The 19,879-nt window shown below is 71.3% G+C and carries 23 protein-coding genes, 1 tRNA gene and 1 pseudogene; 5 read left to right on the forward strand and 20 right to left on the reverse strand.

Features of this window, described 5'->3' with window-relative positions:
- Positions 1-36: 36 nt before the first annotated feature.
- The 9 genes from IE287_RS03945 to IE287_RS03985 form a co-directional block, all read right to left on the reverse strand.
- Positions 37-465: a hypothetical protein gene (locus IE287_RS03945; RefSeq protein ID WP_189847458.1), complete on the reverse strand. Its 429-nt coding sequence runs from the start codon at positions 463-465 to the stop codon at positions 37-39.
- Positions 466-551: 86 nt separating this feature from the next.
- Positions 552-1,199, reverse strand: coding sequence for a hypothetical protein (locus IE287_RS03950; protein WP_229883267.1), 648 nt, complete (start codon positions 1,197-1,199; stop codon positions 552-554).
- 25 nt (positions 1,200-1,224) lie between these two features.
- Positions 1,225-2,031, reverse strand: a complete 807-nt coding sequence (locus IE287_RS03955; RefSeq protein WP_189847459.1) for a hypothetical protein — start codon at positions 2,029-2,031, stop codon at positions 1,225-1,227.
- Complete coding sequence (locus IE287_RS03960) at positions 2,028-2,267, reverse strand: hypothetical protein (protein ID WP_189847460.1); 240 nt, start codon at positions 2,265-2,267, stop codon at positions 2,028-2,030. The genes IE287_RS03955 and IE287_RS03960 overlap by 4 nt, the downstream gene beginning before the upstream one ends.
- The gene (locus IE287_RS03965; protein WP_189847461.1) at positions 2,264-2,569 is read right to left on the reverse strand and encodes a hypothetical protein; all 306 of its coding nucleotides are present in this window, start codon (positions 2,567-2,569) and stop codon (positions 2,264-2,266) included. The genes IE287_RS03960 and IE287_RS03965 overlap by 4 nt, the downstream gene beginning before the upstream one ends.
- A 121-nt stretch (positions 2,570-2,690) precedes the next feature.
- Positions 2,691-3,041, reverse strand: coding sequence for a hypothetical protein (locus IE287_RS03970; protein WP_189847462.1), 351 nt, complete (start codon positions 3,039-3,041; stop codon positions 2,691-2,693).
- Complete coding sequence (locus IE287_RS03975; RefSeq protein ID WP_189847463.1) at positions 3,041-3,388, reverse strand: hypothetical protein; 348 nt, start codon at positions 3,386-3,388, stop codon at positions 3,041-3,043. Before IE287_RS03975 ends, IE287_RS03970 begins: the two co-directional genes overlap by 1 nt.
- A gap of 76 nt (positions 3,389-3,464) precedes the next feature.
- Positions 3,465-3,731, reverse strand: coding sequence for a helix-turn-helix domain-containing protein (locus IE287_RS03980; RefSeq protein ID WP_189847464.1), 267 nt, complete (start codon positions 3,729-3,731; stop codon positions 3,465-3,467).
- On the reverse strand, positions 3,728-4,036 hold the full coding sequence (locus IE287_RS03985; RefSeq protein WP_189847465.1) for a hypothetical protein: 309 nt from the start codon (positions 4,034-4,036) through the stop codon (positions 3,728-3,730). The genes IE287_RS03980 and IE287_RS03985 overlap by 4 nt, the downstream gene beginning before the upstream one ends.
- A gap of 268 nt (positions 4,037-4,304) precedes the next feature.
- Here IE287_RS03985 and IE287_RS03990 point away from each other — a divergent pair, with 268 nt between their 5' ends.
- Complete coding sequence (locus tag IE287_RS03990) at positions 4,305-4,712, forward strand: helix-turn-helix domain-containing protein (RefSeq protein WP_189847466.1); 408 nt, start codon at positions 4,305-4,307, stop codon at positions 4,710-4,712.
- A gap of 184 nt (positions 4,713-4,896) precedes the next feature.
- Positions 4,897-5,157 (forward strand): hypothetical protein, encoded by a 261-nt coding sequence (locus tag IE287_RS03995; RefSeq protein WP_189847467.1) that lies wholly within the window; start codon positions 4,897-4,899, stop codon positions 5,155-5,157.
- On the opposite strand, the gene IE287_RS04000 is transcribed toward IE287_RS03995, so the two are convergent.
- The 5 genes from IE287_RS04000 to IE287_RS04020 all read right to left on the reverse strand — a co-directional run bounded on the left by IE287_RS04000 (position 5,154) and on the right by IE287_RS04020 (position 9,456).
- Complete coding sequence (locus IE287_RS04000) at positions 5,154-6,410, reverse strand: tyrosine-type recombinase/integrase (RefSeq protein ID WP_189847468.1); 1,257 nt, start codon at positions 6,408-6,410, stop codon at positions 5,154-5,156. The genes IE287_RS03995 and IE287_RS04000 overlap by 4 nt on opposite strands.
- Positions 6,411-6,520: 110 nt before the next feature.
- Positions 6,521-6,593 (reverse strand) — tRNA-His (locus IE287_RS04005).
- Positions 6,594-6,712: 119 nt separating this feature from the next.
- Positions 6,713-7,315, reverse strand: coding sequence for an oligoribonuclease (gene orn, locus IE287_RS04010; RefSeq protein ID WP_030493921.1), 603 nt, complete (start codon positions 7,313-7,315; stop codon positions 6,713-6,715).
- Positions 7,316-7,459: 144 nt separating this feature from the next.
- Complete coding sequence (locus tag IE287_RS04015; protein ID WP_189847469.1) at positions 7,460-8,629, reverse strand: helix-turn-helix domain-containing protein; 1,170 nt, start codon at positions 8,627-8,629, stop codon at positions 7,460-7,462.
- Positions 8,630-9,006: 377 nt separating this feature from the next.
- Complete coding sequence (locus tag IE287_RS04020; protein WP_189847781.1) at positions 9,007-9,456, reverse strand: hypothetical protein; 450 nt, start codon at positions 9,454-9,456, stop codon at positions 9,007-9,009.
- A 366-nt stretch (positions 9,457-9,822) separates the two neighbouring features.
- Here IE287_RS04020 and IE287_RS04025 point away from each other — a divergent pair, with 366 nt between their 5' ends.
- Together IE287_RS04025 and IE287_RS04030 are read left to right on the forward strand one after the other, a co-directional pair.
- Entirely contained in the window at positions 9,823-10,344 is a 522-nt protein-coding gene (locus tag IE287_RS04025) for a universal stress protein (RefSeq protein WP_030493924.1), read from the forward strand.
- Between the two features lie 176 nt (positions 10,345-10,520).
- Positions 10,521-11,087, forward strand: a complete 567-nt coding sequence (locus IE287_RS04030) for a GPR1/FUN34/YaaH family transporter (RefSeq protein ID WP_189847470.1) — start codon at positions 10,521-10,523, stop codon at positions 11,085-11,087.
- A gap of 165 nt (positions 11,088-11,252) precedes the next feature.
- On the opposite strand, the gene glmS is transcribed toward IE287_RS04030, so the two are convergent.
- Complete coding sequence (glmS, locus tag IE287_RS04035; RefSeq protein ID WP_189847471.1) at positions 11,253-13,070, reverse strand: glutamine--fructose-6-phosphate transaminase (isomerizing); 1,818 nt, start codon at positions 13,068-13,070, stop codon at positions 11,253-11,255.
- Between the two features lie 55 nt (positions 13,071-13,125).
- A complete protein-coding gene (locus tag IE287_RS04040; RefSeq protein ID WP_030493927.1) occupies positions 13,126-13,401 on the reverse strand; it encodes a hypothetical protein in 276 nt (91 codons plus the stop codon).
- Positions 13,402-13,514: 113 nt separating this feature from the next.
- Here IE287_RS04040 and IE287_RS04045 point away from each other — a divergent pair.
- A pseudogene (locus tag IE287_RS04045) lies at positions 13,515-14,603 on the forward strand (beta-N-acetylhexosaminidase); the annotation flags it as partial.
- A gap of 174 nt (positions 14,604-14,777) precedes the next feature.
- On the opposite strand, the gene IE287_RS04050 reads toward IE287_RS04045, so the two are convergent.
- From IE287_RS04050 to IE287_RS04065, 4 genes are read right to left on the reverse strand one after another with little or no spacing between them, the layout of a single operon-like run.
- The gene (locus tag IE287_RS04050; RefSeq protein WP_189847472.1) at positions 14,778-16,547 is read right to left on the reverse strand and encodes an IucA/IucC family protein; all 1,770 of its coding nucleotides are present in this window, start codon (positions 16,545-16,547) and stop codon (positions 14,778-14,780) included.
- Positions 16,544-17,074 (reverse strand): GNAT family N-acetyltransferase, encoded by a 531-nt coding sequence (locus tag IE287_RS04055; protein WP_189847473.1) that lies wholly within the window; start codon positions 17,072-17,074, stop codon positions 16,544-16,546. Before IE287_RS04055 ends, IE287_RS04050 begins: the two co-directional genes overlap by 4 nt.
- A complete protein-coding gene (locus tag IE287_RS04060) occupies positions 17,071-18,354 on the reverse strand; it encodes a lysine N(6)-hydroxylase/L-ornithine N(5)-oxygenase family protein (protein ID WP_189847474.1) in 1,284 nt (427 codons plus the stop codon). The genes IE287_RS04055 and IE287_RS04060 overlap by 4 nt, the downstream gene beginning before the upstream one ends.
- Positions 18,341-19,780 carry a pyridoxal phosphate-dependent decarboxylase family protein gene (locus tag IE287_RS04065; protein WP_189847475.1) on the reverse strand — a complete coding sequence of 480 codons (1,440 nt, stop codon included), beginning with the start codon at positions 19,778-19,780 and terminating at the stop codon, positions 18,341-18,343. Before IE287_RS04065 ends, IE287_RS04060 begins: the two co-directional genes overlap by 14 nt.
- Positions 19,781-19,879 lie beyond the last annotated feature (99 nt).

Here is a 19,879-nt window from a genome sequence, read left to right on the forward strand (position 1 = left end):
GCATCACGCCATGGGGCCGAGGCGGGGCAGGGACGGTCAGAGGTAGCGGGCGATCGCGCCGCCGACGCCCTGGACGAGGGCGAGGCGCATCTCCTCGGAGGTGTCCGCGTCGAAGGCGAAGTGGATGCGGGCGAGCGGCTTGTCCGCGCCGTCGAGGGTGAGCTGCCCGTCGTACGGGACCAGCCCGTCGGCGCCGAGTGCGACGGCCCACTCGGACGTGTCGGCCGCGCTGGCGATGAGGCTGTGGATCGCGCGCTGGGCCGCCTCGAACTCGTTGCTGTCGAGGGCCATGTCCCAGTGCAGTCCCTCCTCGCCGTCGGCCTCGGCCGACGGGAGGCGGCTGTTGATCTCGGTGCCCTCCATCGCCTCGCCGACGCCCACGAAGTCGGGGTCCTCGGTGAGGCTGGCGTGCTGGCGGGCGGCCTCGGTGCGGAGGTCGTCGTCGGTGTACGGGCGCTCGGTCATGTGGGTCTGCTTTCTGCGGGGTTGGCCCGTCCGGGGCGGCGGAGCGGGGGAGTCGCGCGGCCCCGGACGGTGTTCGGGTGGGGGGACTAGAACGGCGGGGGTGCGGCGGCGTTCGCGGCCTGGGCCTGCTGCTGGGCGAGGAGCGCCTGGGTGGCGGGGTTCTGCTGCGCGGCGGCGTACTGCTGCGGCGACAGGCCCACCGGCGGCGCGGCCGGGGCGGGCGCGGGCGCGGCCGGCGGCGGGGCGTACTGCTGCGGCGCCGTGGTGCCCGGGTCAGGGGTGTGGAGCGCGGCCTGCGCGGCCGGGGTGTACGTCGCGGTGTACTGCTTCGGCGGGGACATGCCGCGCTCCTTGGCGACCCCGTCGTGGGTGTAGGTGACGGCGATGGTGCCGCCGACCTCGAGGCCGCGGGCGCCGGCCATGCGGACGGCGTCGGCGATGGCGTTCTTCATGACGCCCTTGACGAAGAGGCGGCGGCGGCCGTCGTCCTCGTCGATGGTGGGGTCGCGCAGGTCGGTCTGGACGGTGACGACGAGCTGCATCATCGGGTTGCCGTCGGACCAGAACTTGGAGTCGCCGGTCTTGATGTCGCGCTGCTGCTCGACGGTCGGCTTCTGCGTGATGCGGCCGCTGACGGTGGTGCCGGGCATGGGGAACTTGGCGGTGGGGGCGCCGCCGCCGCCCATGAGGAAGTCGTCGGCGTCCGGCGCCTGGTACTGCTGAGGTGTGGTCACGGTGTGTGCTCCTGGTTGGGGTGGTTCACGCGATGAGCGCGCTGAGGGACGAGCCGGGGTTGCTGTTCTGCACCCCGGGGCAGCCGTCGGTGAGCGAGGTGCTACCGGGCTTGAGCCACGGGCAGAACCGGCACGTCGGCTTGTCGGTGGTGGGGACGGTGTCCCAGCGCTCGGGGTGGAGGTCGAGCTCCAGGGACTGGGCGCGGGCGCGGATCCGATCGAGACGGGCGAGCGCGTCGAGGGCGACCTGCCGGTCGTACGCCTCGGACCAGACGTGGACCATCAGCTCGTGGTGCCGGGCGATGAACGTGACCGCGACCCGCGCCGGGGGGTTCCCGGCGTTCTCCTGCCCGAGGCCGTACAGGTGGGCCTGGACGCGGTACTTGTCGCCCGGGCCCTGCCGTCGGTACTTGTCGTGGCTGCTCTTGCCGACGAGCTTCCAGTCGTTGTTGAGCAGCGCGAGCCGGTCGAACAGGTCGCTGCTCCCGGCGACGGTGGCGGCCGGCGTGTAGCCGTCGCGGACCGTGACGCGCTCCTCGATGCGGTACCGCGGGCGCCCGTCGGGCAGCGGGGCCTGGCGGGCCTCGAACTTCTCGGCCATCCACATGTGGAATCCGGTGCCGATGATCGCGGCGATCGGGTCCCGGTTGTGGTTGGTCTCGGGCCAGTCGAGGATCTTGTAGGTGAGCTGCCGCTCGCACGGCTCGCCGACCTCGCTCGGGCCGATGGCCTTCTGCAAGCTGCGGGGCGCGTTCGCGTCGGCGTCCACGATGAACTGGCCGATGCGTTCGGCGAGGGCCTGCGAGTAGTCGTCGCTCCCGGTGGCGATCACGGGCTGCCTCCGTTCCAGGTGTTGAGGGTGAAGTGCCGCTGGTTCTCCGGGCCGTGCTCGATGAGGAGGCCCTGCCGCGCCAGCTGGTCGAGGTCGCCGCGGGCCTTGCGCCGCCAGTCGCCCGGGCCGAAGCGGGCCTGGTAGAGGTGCTGCACGCGACGCGTGGTCCACTCGCCCTTCCACTGGCCGGCGGCCCAGCGCAGCAGGCGGAGCCGCTGCGCCTCCTCGGCGCTCACTCGGCGTCGCCGTCCAGCTCGCCCTTGAGGCGGGCGATCTCGGCGCGGGCCGCGGCCAGTTCGTCGGCGGCCGTGCGCTCCTGGTCCGCGCGGGCGGCGATCTCGTCCCGCCAGCGGGTGACCTCGGCGGCGACGCGGTCCGCGATCTGCACCTTCTCGTCGAGCGTGAGGCCGGACCGCATCTGCAGGTTGATGGCCCCGTAGGCCATGCCGTCCGGCTCGATGTACAGGACCGGGCCGACGGCCGTGGAGCTACGGACGGACGTCTGCAGGGTCAGGAACCACGTTGCGCTGAAGCTCACGAGGGCCTCCGGGTCTGGGCGGGGAGGAGCAGGGGTAGGGCGCGGCGGGTGTCGCGCTGCGAGGGGTGGCGAAGCGGTGCGCACAGGCGGCAGCGGCGCGCGTCGTGGGCGTGGCGGCCGGTCATCCGAGCCGCCCGGACAGGACGAGGTGCGTGCTGCGGATGTCGGCGATCGTCTTGTCGAGCTCGTCACGGAGCCGGACCAGCTGGTCGAGGGTGATGGCGACGTCGGCCGGGTCCATGTCGGCGGCGCACTCGACAGCCCGGACGCGGGCCAGGATCTCCGTCTCGTCGGTCGCGTCCTCGGCGACGACGGCCAGGTTGTCGAGGGAGGTGATGACGTCCTGGCGGGCCTGCTCGTCGCGCCACTCGGTCACGAGGGAGAGCAGCGTGGTGTACCGGATGATGTCGGCGGACAGGCGGCCCAGCAGGGCACCCGGGGCGAGACGGATGCCGATCGGGTTCAGCGTCATCACGCGCCCCCGTCCTGGGTGCGCGGGGCGAGGGCCTCGAGCGTGTGGTCGAGCGGGTCGACGAGGTGGCGCTGCTCGGCGCGCTGGCCGGCGAGGATCTCGCGGAGCTTCTGCACCTGCGGGGTGACGTCCTCGGCCGACGGGGCGAGGGGCTGGGACAGCGCCTTGATGCCGTGCTCGGCCAGCTCGTCGAGCGTCGCCATGATGTGGTCGGGGCAGACGGTGACGCCGTCGAGGACGTACAGGCCGCGGCCCGTGTGGGTCACGCCGGAGCGCTGCCACACCGTGCCGTCGAGGGTGGTGACCGTCAACGGGTCGTCCGTGTGGGGGATATGGTTCGTGCTCACGGTTCCTCTTCTCTCTGGGTTGAGGTGCCGAGGGGCTTCCTGGACCAGGCCCGGTCCGGGCGGCCCCGCTTGTGTTTCAGCCGGTCCGTACGGCACTGCCGCGCGAGGGCAGCGGCCGGAGATTGGCCAGCGGGTGGGCGCCGGGGGCCGGCGCCGGGACGAGGGCGAGAGCGCCCACCGTCGGCTCGTGGTGGAACAGAGCGTCGATGCGCTCGAGGTCCGCGTCGGTGAAGGTGACGACGCGGCCCTTCTTCGAGTGCGGCAGCTCCTTGATGTGCCGCCGCAGCCACGACTCCTCGACGCGCAGCTCCTTGGCGGCTTCGGGGTAGAGGTAGCGGTTCATCGCTGGGCCGCCAGGCGGGGCCGGTTGATGTGCCGGGTGGCGCGTCCCTCGGGGGCGAAGAGGATCAAGAGGTCGACGCCGATCACACCGCAGATGGCGTGTGCGGTGGGCTCGACGACGAACTCCTGCTCGCCGGTCAGCAGGTTGCCGATGGTGCCGTGCGCGACGCCGACCTCCGAGGCGAGTCCTCGGATGCTGAGGGAGGCGCCGGTTCCGGTGCGCTCCATCAGGCGGGCGAGGAGGCTCCTGTCGAGGAGCTTGTAGAGCGGGTGCGCAGGGGCCTGCGCCTGGTCAGGGGATGCCATGTCCACCTCGTGCGGCAATCTGTTGCACTGCTTGGATGGCTTGAGCATTGCATAGCTTGGACGACATGTCCATCGGCCTGGACGGGCGTGTGGTGATTGCGTCAAAACCCCTGTGCGCCCTAGCGTGCGCCGCTGTATAGCGTGGACACTTCGTCCAGCAACTTGGACGGCAGACCGGTTGCCAGCAGGGGGGATGCGTCACTTGCCTCTCTGGCCGCATGGACACCCCACAGCCCATGACATGACACGGAGTGGCAGGATGAGCCTCATGGCTACCGAAGATCGCCCGCGCGCGGAGGCCCCGCGGCCCGCGCTCAGGGAGCTGGTCAGGAGACGCAGGGCCGAACTCGGTCTCAGCTACGACAAGCTGGCCCGGCGCTGCCTCGACCCGGAGACCGGGGAGCAGGCCGTCAAGAGCTCCTGGCTCCACCGCCTGGAGACCGGTCTCGCCGTGATCCCGCCCGAATACCCCGCGATCGTCGGTATGGCCGTCGGCCTCCAGGTCCCCCTGCACGTCGTGCAGAGCGCGGCCGGCGAGCAGTTCTTCGGCATCTCCACCGTGCAAGCGGAATCCACCCGCGTCCATGCGTTGATGGCGCGCGCCGACCGCCTCACCCCGGAACAGGTCGACGCGCTGGCCGCTTTCCTGGATGTGCTGGGGCCCACCGAGAAGTAGCCGTCTGGCATATTCCAGGCCACCGCTTCGCACAGCGTGACAAGCATGTGCAGGGTGTAGTCAAACCTTCATCGACCTGGCAACATGGGCACCCGCCTGGGGGGCGCGCACGTCCGGTAGCCTGCTTATGCCGTCACGATCGAACTGATGCTCGAACGGTGCAGGCCACGCCAATGGGGGTCACATGGCTGACGAAGGAACGGCGAAGCAGCAGCGCGCACGCGAGTCTGTCCGCATCGAGTTCGTACCCAAGGAGCTGATGCCGGATGGCCACATCGTCGTCCCGATCAACGCACCCGGAACCCTCGTCTGGGGAGTCCTCGAGGGGCAGATGACCGATGACCTCCGCGACGAGATGAACCGCTGCCTCCAGCACATCATCGGCTCCGGCCTCTGGCAGCAGAACTGGGACGACGGCGAGACGCCCCCGTCCCACCCCCACTAGGCGCTCCGTACCGCCCGTAGCCCCGCCTGCGGTGCCGGGGTCGCCATTGCCGCCTCGACGGCCACCGCGATGTCGTCGTCGAGGCCCTGCACAAGATGCCCGTACCGGTCCACGGTCGTCTGGATGCTCTCGTGCCCGAGCCGAATCTGGATCGCCGGCAGCGGGATCCTCGCCGCGATCAGCCACGACACGTGCGTGTGCCGGAGGTCATGCAGCCGGGGCCGCTTCGGCAACCCCTTCTCCATGGCCTTCTGCACCGCGGGCAGCCACTTTCGGTTGTAGTAGTTCGCGTGCCGCCACGACTTCCCCGTGGCGGTGCGGAACAGGAAGTCGTCCGGGCGCCGGCCGGCCGCATGCCGCCGTGCCAGCTCCACCTGCGCGGGCGCCAGGCGCAGCAGGCGCCGGGCCTTCTTCGTCTTGGGCGGCCCGAGGTAGAACGCGCCCCCGGTGCTGCCCTTCTTCGCCTTCTTCCACGCCCGCTGGATGTTGGCCGACGGGCGGTCCGAGTTCAGGGACAGGTCGGAGATCCTCAGCGCGCTGGCCTCGCTCCAGCGCATCCCGGTGCCGACGAGCCAGTCGGCCAGGTCCCGGGCGTCCGGGTCGGTGATCTCGGCGGCGATCCGCTGGTACTCCTCGCGCTCGAGGAACGTCATCTCCTCGTCGACGTGATCGTCCACGCGGGGGAGCCGGGTCTTGCCGCAGCAGTTCTTCGTGCGCAGCTGGGGCTCGGACTCCACAGCGGCCTGCACGACGCAGTAGAGCAGCCCGTGGCGGTTCCGGATGGACTTGGGGTCGGCCTCGCGCCGGAGCCACTTCTCAGGGTCCTCAGGGTCCCTCTCACCGCTCTCCTCGACGCGCACCCAGGCGGACACGTCGTCCTGCGTGAGGTTGCAGATCGTCGCTTCCCGCTCGACGCCGGCCCCGTCGGTGTGCCGGATGAGGGAGAAGTGGATGCGGATCTCGCGGTGGTAGTCCTCGCGGGTCCGATCGTCGATCCCGGTGAGCCGGTCGACGTAGCGAGTGGCGTACGTCACCAGGGGCATGTCGCCGGGGATCCGGGGCTGCTCGACGAACCCCTCGCCGCGCACCCATCCGTGTGGCCAGCGGCCGCCGTGCGCCTCGACGAGGGCCTTGAACTGTTCGGCCAGCGTGCTGTTGCCGAAGTTCTCCGTCTGCCACTGTCCGCCTTGGCGCCACTTCACCTGGAAGGTGCAGGTGCCGTCCTTCTTGGGCCGCTCCACGATGCTCGCCATGGGCAGACGATACGACCGGGGTCGGACACCCGTGTTCCCGTGATGTTCCCAAGGATCCGCATATGACGAAGGGCTGACCTGTTTTCACAGGTCAGCCCTTGATCATTCAGGGTGAGTAACGGGACTCGAACCCGCGACATCCTGGACCACAACCAGGTGCTCTACCAGCTGAGCTATACCCACCATGACCGGCGGTTTTCCCGAAGGTTTCCCCGACCGGCCGAGAAGAAGTCTACAGGGTTCCGAGGGGTGCTCGCGCACACGTTTTCCCCGGGTGCGCGAGCGGGCCCTCCCGGAGGGTGTTACTCCGCGGGGACGACGTGCCGGGCCGCGATCTCCTTCGCGGTCTCCGAGTCCGGACCGGGCTGCGGGACGAAGACCGCCTCGCGGTAGTAGCGCAGCTCCGCGATGGACTCGCGGATGTCGGCGAGCGCCCGGTGGTTGCCGTTCTTCTCCGGACTGTTGAAGTACGCCCTCGGGTACCAGCGGCGCGCCAGCTCCTTGACCGAGGACACATCGACGATCCGGTAGTGCAGGTGACTCTCCAGGGCGGGCATGTCCCGGGCGAGGAAGCCGCGGTCGGTGGAGACCGAGTTCCCGCACAGCGGAGCCTTGCCCGGCTCCTTCACGTGCTCGCGGATGTACGCCAGGACCTGCGCCTCCGCGTCGGCCAGCGTGGTCCCGCCGGGCAGCGCGTCGAGCAGTCCGGAGGCCGTGTGCATCTGGCGCACGATCTCCGGCATGGTCTCCAGGGCCCGGTCCGGAGGGCGGATCACGATGTCCACGCCTTCGCCGAGCACGTTCAGTTCCGAGTCGGTGACCAGCGCGGCCACCTCGATGAGTGCGTCGTCCGTCAGCGAGAGCCCGGTCATCTCGCAGTCGATCCACACCATGCGATCGTTCATGCGTCCTACCTTAGGCGGCGGGGGCGGGGGAGAGGTGCGCACGGGCGCCTGCCGGACGCGCCGACGGGCGCCCGGGGGAGGTGTCCCCGGACGCCCGTCGGTACCGCGTCGCGCCGCTTGTGGCGGCACAGGTCCCCGGCGCCGCTACGGCGCGCTGCGCTGGCCCGGCAGTGCGGCCCGGCCCGGCGAGTAGGCGTCGCCGGACGGCTTGCCCGGATCCAGCGGCCCCCCGGGGCGCCGCATCCCGGCGCCCACCTGGGTGGGCACGGCCGGCTCCAGGACGGCCGTCACCGGATCGCCCTGCGGCCGCCGGGCCCGGTAGGCCGCCCGGTAGGCGGCCGGCGAGGAGCCGAGCTGCCGCCGGAAGTGGCCGCGCAGCGCCACCGGCGAGCGGAAGCCGCAGCGCCCCGCGACCTCGTCCACCGAGTAGTCGGAGGTCTCCAGGAGCCGCTGCGCCTGGAGCACCCGCTGGGTGATGAGCCACTGGAGCGGCGCGGAGCCGGTCAGCGAGCGGAAGCGGCGGTCGAAGGTCCGCCGTGACATGTACGCACGGGCCGCCAGGGTCTCCACGTCGAACTGCTCGTGGAGGTGCTCCAGCGCCCAGGCCACGACCTCGGCGAGCGGGTCGGAGCCGATCTCCTCGGGTAAAGACCTGTCGAGGTAGCGCTCCTGACCGCCGCTGCGCCGCGGCGGGACGACCAGCCGGCGCGCCAGCGCGCCCGCGGCCTCGGTGCCGTGGTCGGTCCGCACGATGTGCAGACACAGATCGATTCCGGCCGCGGTGCCGGCGGAGGTGAGCACGTCCCCGTCGTCGACGAAGAGCTCCCGCGGGTCCACGTGGACCGACGGGTAGCGCTTGGCGAGCGTCGGCGCGTACATCCAGTGCGTCGTCGCCGGGCGGCCGTCGAGCAGGCCGGCCGCGGCGAGGACGAACGCCCCGGTGCACAGGCCGACGATCCTGGCCCCTTCCTCGTGCGCCCTGCGGAGGGCCTCCAGGGCCTCCGGCGGCGGCGGCGAGGTGATCGAGCGCCAGGCCGGCACGACGACCGTCCCGGCGCGCCCGATCGCCTCCAGGCCGTAGGGCGCGGTGAGTTCGAGCCCGCCCGTGGTCCGCAGGGGGCCCTCCTCGCCGGCGCAGACGAGCAGCCGGTAGCGGGGCACCCCGGCGTCCTGCCGGTCGATGCCGAACACGGAGAGCGGGATGGAGCTCTCGAAGATGGGGCCGCCACTGAACAGCAGCACCGCGACGACTTCGCGACGGCGTCGTCCGGACAGCTTCCGTGCGACCTCCGGTGCGGCGGAGTCCTGGCTCATGGCGCTAAGCCCCCCTCGGTGTTCGCGTCTCCCTGGTCGTGTCGCTGTGCCACGTTTCCCCTCGGTTTTGCACGAGACCCCAGTCTTCGGTACCCATGATCGAATCTACTGCGTCCCGTGCCGCCGGCGTGACAACTTCTCCATCCGGCAGATTGTCGACAAGGCCACTTGGCGTGAAGCGATCGATCCCCCGAAGATCGACCGCGCGGGGGCCGCGGAGCCCGTGGCGACGGAGAAGTGGCCGTACGCGTAGGGTGCGGCCCCTTGGAGCGGGGCTTTCGCGGGTGAGCGGGCAGGGGCTGGCGTACCGTTTCGGCAGGGACGCGCCGGGAACTTCAAGTTGGCTGAAAACATATGGGATCGGCTGTGCGAACCTGTCAACTCGAAGGGGGGCGCAGCGCGTCCGCCCGGCCCCGGCGGCGGCCTCCGGCACCCCCGGCGCCCCCGGTCCCCGCGGTCTCCCCGGCCCCCCTCCCGCCCTCCGCGCGCAGCCCCCGCTCCGCCCGGCGCAGCAGCAGCCGGCACGCGGCCGTCACCGAGGCGAGCCCGAGCGCGGCCCCGCCCGCCCCGCCCAGCGAGATCCCGAAGGCGACGAGCACCAGGGGGACCAGGGCGCAGCAGAAGACCGCCCAGCGGACCACGTCCCCGGCCGGGTCCCCGGGCCCCCCGCCGGCCCCGCCCGACTCGGCCCCGCCCCCGGCCCACGGCCCGGCGGGGCCGCCCCTCTCCGGTCCGGCGGGCGCCGCCGGCCCCGGCACGCGGGTGCGCCGGCGGGCGCGGACGGAGGGGGCGGGCGAGGCGGGGGCGGGGGTGGACGGTGCGGGCACGGGCGGTCTCCCTGCGTCGGTGGTCCGGACCCGTGGGGAACGAGGAACGGAACGTTCCGGTCACTCTGAGCGACGCCCGTTCGGCTCTCCCGAGGGCGGCCGGAGGACGCCTGTAGGGCACATCCGGCATTGCCAGATGGTGAACCCTTCGTGCATCCTCCGGAGGACACCGCGTGCGCCCAGCCGCGTACGGGCGGTCAGCACGCCGGGTGTGGCACGGCGGGCCCTGGGCAGGAGAGGAGTGTCGCCGTACCCTTGCGGGTATGGGGTTGGGAAGATGATTCCCGGACACAGCTCCGCCGCCACCCGTTGTTCCGCTCCCCTCCACCGTCCCTTCCCACGAGGACTTCTCTAGCCGAGACACCGATGGCCGGTCACGAATTCCCCGAACCCGCGGACCGCAAGCGCGTCGCCGACTCCACGGTCGACCCCCTCGCGGTGGAACAGCCACGCCACGCCTGCGACCCTGCCTTCCGGCACGGGGTGGTGGTCGGCTTCGACGGCTCCATGTCCAGCGAGCGCGCCCTGGCGTACGCCATCGGCATGGCCCGGCGCTCCGGCTCCGGACTGATCATCGTGCACGTCGCCAACCGGCTGCCCACCACGGTGTGGGCGGGGTGCGAGCCGCCGGTCTTCGTCGACGTCCCGGACCACCGCACCGAGGTGCTGGGGCTCGAACTGGCCTGCGCGGACCACCTGTCCGAGGTGCCGTGGATCCTGGTGGAGCGCGGCGGGGACATCTGCCACGAGCTGGAGGAGGTCGGCCGCGAGTACTCGGCCGACGCGATCGTGGTCGGCTCCACGCACGGCATCGTCGGGCGGATCTTCGGCTCGGTCGCCGGCCGGCTCGCGCGGCGCGCGCAGCGGCCCGTGATCGTCATCCCCTAGGGCCTGCCTTCCGCCGCTCCCGTCACCTCCGCCCTTCCCCCCGCTTCCCCAACTCCCGTGCCACGGCGATAAATTCTGCCCGGCTCAGGTGATTTGTGCGCTTGTGAAGGGTAGTTAAAGAGGACCGGAACACAGCAGCTCAAGCGGCATCACCGCTCGTTCGAAGGGAGCCCGTCGTGCACAAGGACGTCGCGTCGGGGAACGGCACCAGCACGCTCGGAAACCTCGCACTCGGACTGACCCTCCTGGCCTTCGGCCTGGGCGGCACCGGTGTGATCGACAACGTCGCGGCAGCCGATGCCGCGGGCCTCGCCACCTGGGTCGGTGGCGTGGCGCTCTTCCTGGTCGGCCTGCTCGCCCTGCGGGCGGGCGACACCGGGGACGGCACGGCCTTCGCGGCGCTCGGCGCCTTCTGGTTCACCTGGGGGACCGGAGCGGGCGGCGGGACCTCGGCGGACGCCGCCGGTCTCTTCCTGCTCCTGTGGGCGCTCCTGGCGCTCACGCTGACGCTGGCCGCCAAGGGCGGCGGGGTCCTCGGGCAGGGCGTCCACGGCCTGCTGTTCCTCGCGCTGCTGCTCTCGGGCATCGCCGCGCTGGCGGGCAACGAGGGCCTCGGCAAGGCGGGCGGCTGGATCGCCGCCCTCGCGGGCCTCGCGGCCTGGTACGGCGCCACGGCGGCGGTCGCCGGCTGGCCGACGGCCCTGGGCCGGGCGGGCGGCGGCAGCACGGCGGCGGCCGCGTAACGCCGGAGGGAGAAGAAGCGGAACGGCCCCCCGCGCTCCTGGGAAGCGCGGGGGGCCGTTCCTCGTGTCCGGTCGGTTCCGCCGGGGGACAGGCCCGGCGTACGGCTCCGGGGGACAGGCCCGGTGCCGTGGCGTGCTCGGCGGGTGACAGGTCCCGCCGGGCGACTACTCGACCGTGACGGACTTGGCCAGGTTGCGCGGCTTGTCGATGTCGCGGCCCATGGCGAGGGCGGTGTGGTAGGCGAAGAGCTGGAGCGGGATGCCCATGAGGATCGGGTCGAGCTCGTCCTCGTTCTTCGGGACCACGATGGTGTGGTCGGCCTTCGCCTGCGGCTGGTGCGCGACGGCGAGGATGCGGCCGGAGCGGGCCTTGATCTCCTCCAGGGCGGCGCGGTTCTTCTCCAGCAGGTCGTCGTCGGGGACGATCGCGACCGTCGGCAGGGCGGGCTCGATGAGGGCGAGCGGGCCGTGCTTGAGCTCGGAGGCCGGGTACGCCTCGGCGTGGATGTAGGAGATCTCCTTCAGCTTGAGGGAGGCCTCCAGGGCGACCGGGTAGCCCCGGACGCGGCCGATGAACATCATCGACTGGGCGCCGGCGTACTCGGCGGCGATGCTCTTGATCTCGTCCTCGGTCTTGAGGATCTCCTCGATCTGGGCCGGCAGCTTGCGCAGGCCCTCGATGATCCGCTTGCCGTCGGTGACGGACAGGTCGCGGATGCGGCCGAGGTGGAGGGCGAGGAGGGCGAAGGCGACCACCGTGTTGGTGAAGCACTTGGTGGAGACGACGCAGACCTCGGGGCCGGCGTGGACGTAGACGCCGCCGTCGGCCTCGCGGGCGATGGCGGAGCCGACCACGTTGACCACGCCGAGGACGCGGGCGCCCTTGCGCTTGAGCTCCTGGACGGCGGCGAGCACGTCGTAGGTCTCGCCGGACTGGGAGACGGCGATGTAGAGCGTGTCGGGGTCGACGACCGGGTTGCGGTAGCGGAACTCGGAGGCCGGCTCGGCGTCGGCCGGGATGCGGGCCATGCCCTCGATGAGGGAGGCGCCGATCAGGCCGGCGTGGTACGAGGTGCCGCAGCCGAGGATCTTGATGCGGCGGATGGTGCGGGCCTCGCGCGGGTCGAGGTTGAGGCCGCCGAGGTGCACGGTGGAGAAGCGGTCGTCGATCCGGCCGCGCAGCACGCGGTCGACCGCGTCGGGCTGCTCGGAGATCTCCTTGTGCATGTACGTGTCGTGGCCGCCCATGTCGTAGGAGGCGGCCTCCCACTCGACGGTCTCGGGGGTCGCCGTGGTGGAGGCGCCCGCGACCGTGTAGGTGCGGAAGTCGTCGGCCTTGAGGGTGGCCATCTCGCCGTCGTCGAGGGTGACGACCTGGCGGGTGTGGGCGATGAGGGCGGCCACGTCGGAGGCGACCAGCATCTCCTTCTCGCCGATGCCGAGGATGACCGGCGAGCCGTTGCGGGCCACGACGATGCGGTCGTTGAAGTCGGCGTGCATCACGGCGATGCCGTAGGTGCCCTCGATGACCTTGAGCGCGTCGCGGACCTTGTCCTCCAGGGACTCGGCCTGGGAGCGGGCGATGAGGTGGGTGATGACCTCGGTGTCCGTCTCGGAGGCGAAGACGACGCCGTCCGCCTCCAGCTTGGCGCGGAGCTCCTGGGCGTTGTCGACGATGCCGTTGTGGACGACCGCGACCTTGTTCTCGGGGTCCAGGTGGGGGTGCGAGTTGTGGTCGCTGGGGGCGCCGTGGGTGGCCCAGCGGGTGTGCGCGATGCCGGTGGTGCCGGAGAAGCGCTTGGGGACGCGGGCTTCCAGGTCGCGGACCCGGCCCTTGGCCTTGACCATCTTCAGCGCCGCGCTCTTCGGGCTGTTGATGACCATGCCGGCGGAGTCGTAACCGCGGTACTCCAGGCGGGCCAGGCCCTCCAGGAGCAGCGGCGCCACGTCGCGCTTACCGATGTAACCGACAATTCCGCACATAAAGGAAACCCCTCCGGTTGGTGATGGTGGTGCTCGGGCGTGACGGGAAGCGGGATCAGCCGTAGACGATCCGGCGCAGCTGCCGGAGCGACAGCTCCGGCGGTGCGACGGCCCGGTGCGGCAGTTCGCCCGCGATCCGTTCGAAGATCTCGGCGTTCACCGCTCCGCCGGACTGCAGTTCGCGGTGACGGCGGCGGACGAACTCCTCGGTCGTCTCGTCGAAGTACGCCAGCACGTCGAGCACCACCCGGGCGGCCTCACCGCGCTGGAGCGCGGTGCTCCGGACCAGATGGTCGATGAGGTCGTCGTGGGACGGGCGGCGTTCGAGCACCCATGAATACTGAGGGGTACTCCGGGCTCCCCGCAAGAATCCTGCCCGAAATCGGGCAGAGACAGCATGATCATCGGCCTGGAGGGGGATGTTGGTCCAGACCTTGCCCCGGGATGCGGGCCCCGGTACGCAGGGTGACCCCATCCGCCCACCGAAGGGGGCCGCCCGTGAGACGGCGTCTGATCGCACTCACAGTCCTGCTGCTCGCCGCCGCGCCCGGCTGTGCGGAGACCGGCCCCGGCGCCGCCGGCCCCGGCCCGGCCCTCCCCGCCGCCGAGGCCGAACTCCGCCCGCTGGGCCGGATCATCCCGCTCCCCGCCTCCGTCGGGCCCGCCGGCGACCCGTACGCCCTCACCGCCGCCACCCGGATCGGCGTCCCCGCCCGCGACCCCGCCGTCCGGGCCGTCGCCGAGCAGCTCGCCGCCCGCCTCCGCCCCGCCACCGGCTTCCCGCTCCCGGTCGTCACCGACCCGGCCGCCGACCTCCGGCTCCTCCTCGACCCGGCCGCGGAGCCCCTCGGCGACGAGGGCTACCGGCTCCGCTCCGGCCCCGGCCGGCTCACCCTCACCGCCCGCACCCCCGCCGGCCTCTTCCGCGGCGTCCAGACGATCCGCCAGCAGCTCCCCGCCGCCATCGAGCGCACCACCCCCCAGCACCGCGCCTGGCGGATCGCCGGCGGCACCGTCACCGACACCCCGCGCTTCCCCCACCGCGGCGCCATGCTCGACGTCGCCCGCCACTTCTTCACGGTCGACGAGGTGAAGGCGTACATCGACCGCATCGCCCTCTACAAGATCGACAAGCTCCACCTCCACCTCACCGACGACCAGGGGTGGCGCCTCGCGGTCGACTCCCGCCCGAGGCTCACCGCCGTCGGTGCCGCCACCGAGGTCGGCGGCGGGCCCGGCGGCTTCTACACGAAGGACCAGTACCGGTCCCTCGTCCGCCACGCCGCCGACCGGCACATCGAGGTGATCCCCGAGATCGACCTGCCCGGGCACACCCACGCGGCCCTCGTCTCCTACCCGGAGCTGACCTGCGACGGGAAGCCCCGGGAGCCGTACACCGGCATCGACGTCGGCTTCTCCACCCTCCGCGCCGGCAAGGAGGCCACCTCCGCCTTCGTCGACGACGTCCTGCGCGAGATCGCCGCCCTCACCCCCGGCCGGTACGTCCACATCGGCGGAGACGAGGCGAAGTCCATCACGGCGGCCGCGACTGGGACGCGTACAAGGTCCGGCTCGGCGAACAGGCCCACCGCTTCGACGCCCTCGGCATCGACTGGTACCGCGCGCCCGAGGTGCCCTGGCCAGCCGGGACGAAGAGGTGAGCCCCGGCGGAGGACCGTACTCCGCCGGGGCCCGCCTCGGCAGGGGTCAGGCGAACCGCGCGATCGGGTTCACCAGGTCGCCGACGAGCTGGAGCGCCGCCGACGGGTCCGCCAGGTCCACCATCTGCTTGTTGTTGCGCAGCTGGAGGCGGTTGAGTGCGGAGAGCGCGAAGGTCTCCGCGAAGACGTCGTACTGCGCGAAGCGGTCCGCCAGCTCGGGCTTGGAGTCCTGGTAGCGCTTCACGCACTCCGCGACCGCCCGCCAGAACACGTCCTCGTCGACCGTGCCCTCCGCCGCCAGGGTCGCCCCCAGGAAGCGGAAGAAGCAGTCGAAGACGTCCGTGAAGACCGAGAGGAGCTTCATGTCCTCCGGGACCTCGGCGCGGATCCGCTCCACCGCCGGCGGGAGGACCGCGTCCGGGTCCATCACGCAGATCTCCTCGGCGATGTCCTTGAAGATCGCCCGGTCGACCGCGCCCCGCTCGTCCAGGACCAGGATCACGTTCTCGCCGTGCGGCATGTAGACCAGGTCGTAGGCGTAGAAGCAGTGCAGGATCGGCAGCAGGTACGCGTCCAGGTAGCCGCGCAGCCACTCCTCCGGCGCCAGGCCCGAGTCCTTGATCAGCGCGCCGGCGAAGGACGCCCCCGCGTGGTCGACGTGGAGCAGCGAGGCCATCGTCGCCAGCCGCTCGCCCTCGGCGAGCCGCTCCACCGGGGACTCCCGCCAGAGCGCCGCCAGCATCTTGCGGTAGGGCGAGTAGCGGTCCGTCGCGGCCTCGTACTCCAGGTGCCGGTAGCCGACCGCCGCCCGCTCCCGGATGATCGAGAACCGGGCCGCCTTCAGGACGGAGTCCGACTCGATCAGCTGCGCCAGCCAGTCGTTGATGGCCGGCGTGGCCTCCATGTAGGCGGCCGAGAGCCCCCGCATGAAGCCCATGTTGATGACCGACAGGGCGGTCTTCACGTAGTGCTTGGCCGGGTCGGCGGTGTTGAAGAAGGTGCGGATCGACTGCTGCGCCAGATAGGCGTCCTCGCCCTCGCCCAGGTACACCAGGCGCTGCTGCGCCACCTCGGCGGCGAAGGTCACCGACAGCTTGTTCCACCACTGCCAGGGGTGGGCCGGCATCAGCAGGTAGTCGGCGAGGTCCAGGCCGAGGCCGGCGAGGATCCCGGCGAAGCGGTCCACGGCCGCGTCGCCGAGCTCGGCGCGGATGAAGGTCTCGTACGCGATGTCCGCGCCGGCGGTGAAGGCGGCCCGGTCGCGGCGGGCGGCCAGCCACACCAGGTGGATCGGGCTCGCCGTCTCGGGGGCGTAGGCGCGGTACTCGTCGATGCCGAAGCCGAGGCGTCCGTTGTTGGCGACGAAGCAGGGGTGGCCCTCGGTCATCCCGGTCTCGATCGCCTGGAAGTCGGCACGGGCCAGCTCGGCGGCGGGGACCTGCGGCTTGGTCGCCTTGTAGGCGGTGCCGGAGAGGGTCGAGGAGATCTCCTCCAGGTACACCGGGAGGATCGCGTCGCTCAGTCCCAGCGAGCCGCGCAGCTCGGTGACGAACTGGAGCGCGTCGAGCGGCAGCTGCTCGTCGCCCCGGTGCCGGCTGATGGACTCGGGGTAGACCTGCCAGTGGTCGAGGGCGAAGCGGTCCGCGGTGAAGCGGTACTCGGTGGCGCCGTCGTCGCTGAGCACCCGGTAGCGGGACTCGCCCAGCTCCTGCGGGTGGAGCAGCCGCTCGTGGGCGAACTCGGCGAGGCCCTTGCGGATCAGCGCGCGGTTGGCGTCGGCCCAGCGCTCGGGGGTGAGGTGCGCGACGGGGTTCATGCGGCGGCTCCCACGGCGGTCTCGAACTGCGCGCGGGTGCAGAAGCTGAGCAGCGCCTTCTTCTCGGGCTTCTGGATCTCGCGCTCGGGGACGAAGCCGACGGCCTCGTTGAGGGCGTGGACGGCCTTGTTGGCGACGTCGGGCTCGACGACCACGCGGGCGGTCGCCGGGTCGGCGAACAGCTCGCGCATGACCTCGGTGATCACCATGCGGGTGAAGCCGTGCACCGGGGTGTCGGTGGGGGCGACGAGGAAGTGCATGCCGACGTCGCCGGGGAGCGGGTCGTACAGGCCGACGAGCTCCAGATGGGCCGGGTCGTACCGCTCCATGAGGATCGCGGGTATCCCGTCCACCAGACCGATGAAGGCCTGGTGGTGCGGGTGGGCGGCGAAGGCCGTGTACTCGCGCTCGACGTCCTCGACGGTCGCGTCCTGCATCATCCAGAACGCGGACTTGGGGTGGGTGACCCAGGCGTGGAGCAGCTCCGCGTCCTGGACGGGATCGAGCGGGCGGAAGCGGACGGTCATACGGCGAACTCCTGGAACGCGATGGTCTTCTCGACGGGGTAGTACTCGGACCCCAGCATCGCCCCGATGATGTAGGCGTTGCGGTACGCCCCCATGCCCAGGTCCGGCGAGGTGATGGAGTGGGTGTGGACACCGGCGTTCTGGAGGAAGACCTCGCGGCCCGTGGTGTCGACCGCGTAGTTGCGGGCGACGTCGAAGCGGCCCTGCCCGTCGAAGCGCAGCCGGTCGCGGAGCGGCTCCAGGAAGGCGGGGACGGCGTACTTGTAGCCGGTCGCGAGGATCAGGCCCTCGGTCTCGATCTCGTACTCCTTCTCCTGCTCCTCCTGGCGGAAGCCGAGGGTGTACGTGCCGCCCGCCTCGTCGTACGAGGCGGTGTGCAGCGCGGAGTTGGTGAGCAGGCGGGTGGGGACCGGGCCGGCGAAGTTCTTCTGGTAGAGCAGGTCGAAGATGGCGTCGATGAGGTCGCCGTTGATGCCCTTGAAGAGGCCCTTCTGCTGGGACTCCAGGCGGTAGCGGGTCTCCTCGGGGAGCGCGTGGAAGTAGTCCACGTACTCGGGGGAGGTCATCTCCAGGGTGAGCTTGGTGTACTCCAGCGGGAAGAAGCGCGGGGAGCGGGTCACCCAGTTGAGCTTGTAGCCGTGGACGTCGATCTCGGAGAGGAGGTCGTAGTAGATCTCCGCGGCGGACTGGCCGCTGCCGACGATCGTGATCGACTTCTTGCGCTGGAGCGCTTCCTTGTTCGGCACGTACCGCGAGTTGTGGATCAGGTCGCCGCCGAGCTCCGCGCAGGAGTCGGGGAGGTACGGCGGGGTGCCGGTGCCGAGGACGATCCGGCGGGACCGGAACGTTTCTCCGGCCGTGGTGGTGACGAGGTACAGGCCCTCGGCCTCGTCGTGGGCGACGGAGGCGACGGTGGTGGAGAAGCGGATCGAGGTGACCTTGCCCGCGGCCCACCGGCAGTAGTCGTTGTACTCGGCGCGCAGCGGGTAGAAGTTCTCGCGGATGTAGAAGGAGTAGAGCCGGCCCTTCTCCTTCAGGTAGTTCAGGAAGGAGTACGGCGAGGTCGGGTCGGCGAGGGTCACCAGGTCCGACATGAACGGCGTCTGGAGGTGGGCGCCGTCGAGGAACATCCCCGAGTGCCACTCGAAGTCCGGCTTGGACTCCAGGAAGAGGCCGTTCAGCTCCTCGATGGGCTCGGTCAGGCAGGCGAGTCCGAGGTTGAACGGACCGAGCCCGATCCCGATGAAGTCGTGGATCTCAGCGATCTCAGGCGTGGACAAGGTTCTCTCCCAGGTACTGCTCGGCGTGGCCGGCGATCAGATCGAGGACGGCGGCGATGTCGGCGACCGTGGTCTCGGGGTTGAGCAAGGTGAACTTGAGGTACTGGCGGCCGTCGACCTTGGTGCCGGCGACGACGGCCTCGCCCGAGGCGAAGAGCGCCTTGCGGGCGTGGAGGTTGGCCCGGTCGATCTCGGCGGGGGAGGCGGCGGCCTCCGGGACGTAGCGGTAGACGAGGGTGGACAGCTGCGGCTCCACGACCACGTCGTAGCGCGGGTCGGCGGCGAGCAGGTCGTGACCGGCCCGGGCCAGGTCGCAGACCTCGTCGAAGAGCTCGCCGACGCCGTCCGCGCCCATCACCCGCAGGGTCATCCACAGCTTGAGTGCGTCGAACCGGCGGGTGGTCTGGAGCGACTTGTCCACCTGGTTGGGGATCTGCTCGGCGACCGTGCGGCGGGGGTTGAGGTAGTCCGCGTGGTAGGTGGCGTGCCGCAGGGCGGCTCCGTCGCGCACCAGCAGGGCGGAGGAACTCACCGGCTGGAAGAAGGACTTGTGGTAGTCGACGGTGACCGAGTCGGCGCGCTCGATGCCGTCCAGGAGGTGGCGGCGCTTGAGCGAGGTGAGCAGGCCGCAGCCGTAGGCCGCGTCGACGTGCATCCAGGCGCCGTACTCCTCGGCGAGGGCGGCGATCTCGGGCAGCGGGTCGATGGAGCCGAAGTCGGTGGTGCCCGCGGTGGCGACGATCGCCATCGGGACGAGGCCCTCGGCGCGGCAGGCCTCCAGCTCGGCGGCGAGGACGACGGACTGCATCCGGCGGTTCTCGTCGACCGGGATGGAGAGGACCGCCTCCTGGCCGAGGCCGAGGAGGCCGGCCGACTTCTGCACGGAGAAGTGGCTGCACTCGGAGGAGAAGATCCGCAGCTTCGACAGGTCGGCGGTGCCGGCCTCCTCGCGGGCGAGCAGCAGCGCCTGGAGGTTGGACTGGCTGCCGCCGCTGGTGAAGACGCCGTCGGCGTCGGGGCCGAAGCCGATGCGGGCGGTGGTCCAGTCGACGAGCTTGCGCTCGATCAGGGTGGCGCCGGCGGACTGGTCCCAGGTGTCGAGCGAGGAGTTGACCGCCGAGAGGACTGCCTCGCCGAGGACGGCCGGGATGACGACCGGGCAGTTGAGGTGGCCCAGGTAGCGCGGGTGGTGGAAGTAGACCGCGTCGCGGAGGTAGACGTCCTCCAGCTCGTCGAGGGCGGCGGAGGCGTCGCCCAGCGGGCGGTCGAGGTCCACGGCGTCGATCACGGGGGCCAGTTCGGCGGGGGTGACGCCGGTGAACGGGCCGCGTGTCGTGGCGAGTTTCCTCGCCACCCGCTCGACTCCTTCGGTGACGGAGCGTCGGTAGCTCTCCGCCGTCGTGTCGTTGAGCAGGTGCGAACGCATGTGGGGGGCCCTTCCGGGACGGGGGACGCGGGATACGCAGCCGTGAGTGCGAAAGTAAGGTTAGCCTAACCTAACGTCATATGCCAACGGCCCCCCGAT

It is taken from the genome of Streptomyces omiyaensis (assembly GCF_014650895.1).
Classification (GTDB): Bacteria; Actinomycetota; Actinomycetes; order Streptomycetales; family Streptomycetaceae; genus Streptomyces; species Streptomyces omiyaensis.

Bases quoted from the DNA above. Each gene is read 5' to 3' on its own strand.
- IE287_RS03970 (WP_189847462.1), bottom strand. From the start codon at position 3,041: ATGACGCTGAACCCGATCGGCATCCGTCTCGCCCCGGGTGCCCTGCTG.
- IE287_RS03995 (WP_189847467.1), top strand. From the start codon at position 4,897: ATGGCTGACGAAGGAACGGCGAAGCAGCAGCGCGCACGCGAGTCTGTC.
- orn (WP_030493921.1), bottom strand. From the start codon at position 7,315: ATGAACGATCGCATGGTGTGGATCGACTGCGAGATGACCGGGCTCTCG.
- IE287_RS04065 (WP_189847475.1), bottom strand. From the start codon at position 19,780: ATGCGTTCGCACCTGCTCAACGACACGACGGCGGAGAGCTACCGACGC.
- glmS (WP_189847471.1), bottom strand. From the start codon at position 13,070: ATGTGCGGAATTGTCGGTTACATCGGTAAGCGCGACGTGGCGCCGCTG.
- IE287_RS04000 (WP_189847468.1), bottom strand. From the start codon at position 6,410: ATGGCGAGCATCGTGGAGCGGCCCAAGAAGGACGGCACCTGCACCTTC.
- IE287_RS03945 (WP_189847458.1), bottom strand. From the start codon at position 465: ATGACCGAGCGCCCGTACACCGACGACGACCTCCGCACCGAGGCCGCC.
- IE287_RS04025 (WP_030493924.1), top strand. From the start codon at position 9,823: ATGGCCGGTCACGAATTCCCCGAACCCGCGGACCGCAAGCGCGTCGCC.
- IE287_RS03985 (WP_189847465.1), bottom strand. From the start codon at position 4,036: ATGGCATCCCCTGACCAGGCGCAGGCCCCTGCGCACCCGCTCTACAAG.
- IE287_RS04015 (WP_189847469.1), bottom strand. From the start codon at position 8,629: ATGAGCCAGGACTCCGCCGCACCGGAGGTCGCACGGAAGCTGTCCGGA.
- IE287_RS04050 (WP_189847472.1), bottom strand. From the start codon at position 16,547: ATGAACCCCGTCGCGCACCTCACCCCCGAGCGCTGGGCCGACGCCAAC.
- IE287_RS04055 (WP_189847473.1), bottom strand. From the start codon at position 17,074: ATGACCGTCCGCTTCCGCCCGCTCGATCCCGTCCAGGACGCGGAGCTG.
- IE287_RS03980 (WP_189847464.1), bottom strand. From the start codon at position 3,731: ATGAACCGCTACCTCTACCCCGAAGCCGCCAAGGAGCTGCGCGTCGAG.
- IE287_RS03990 (WP_189847466.1), top strand. From the start codon at position 4,305: ATGGCTACCGAAGATCGCCCGCGCGCGGAGGCCCCGCGGCCCGCGCTC.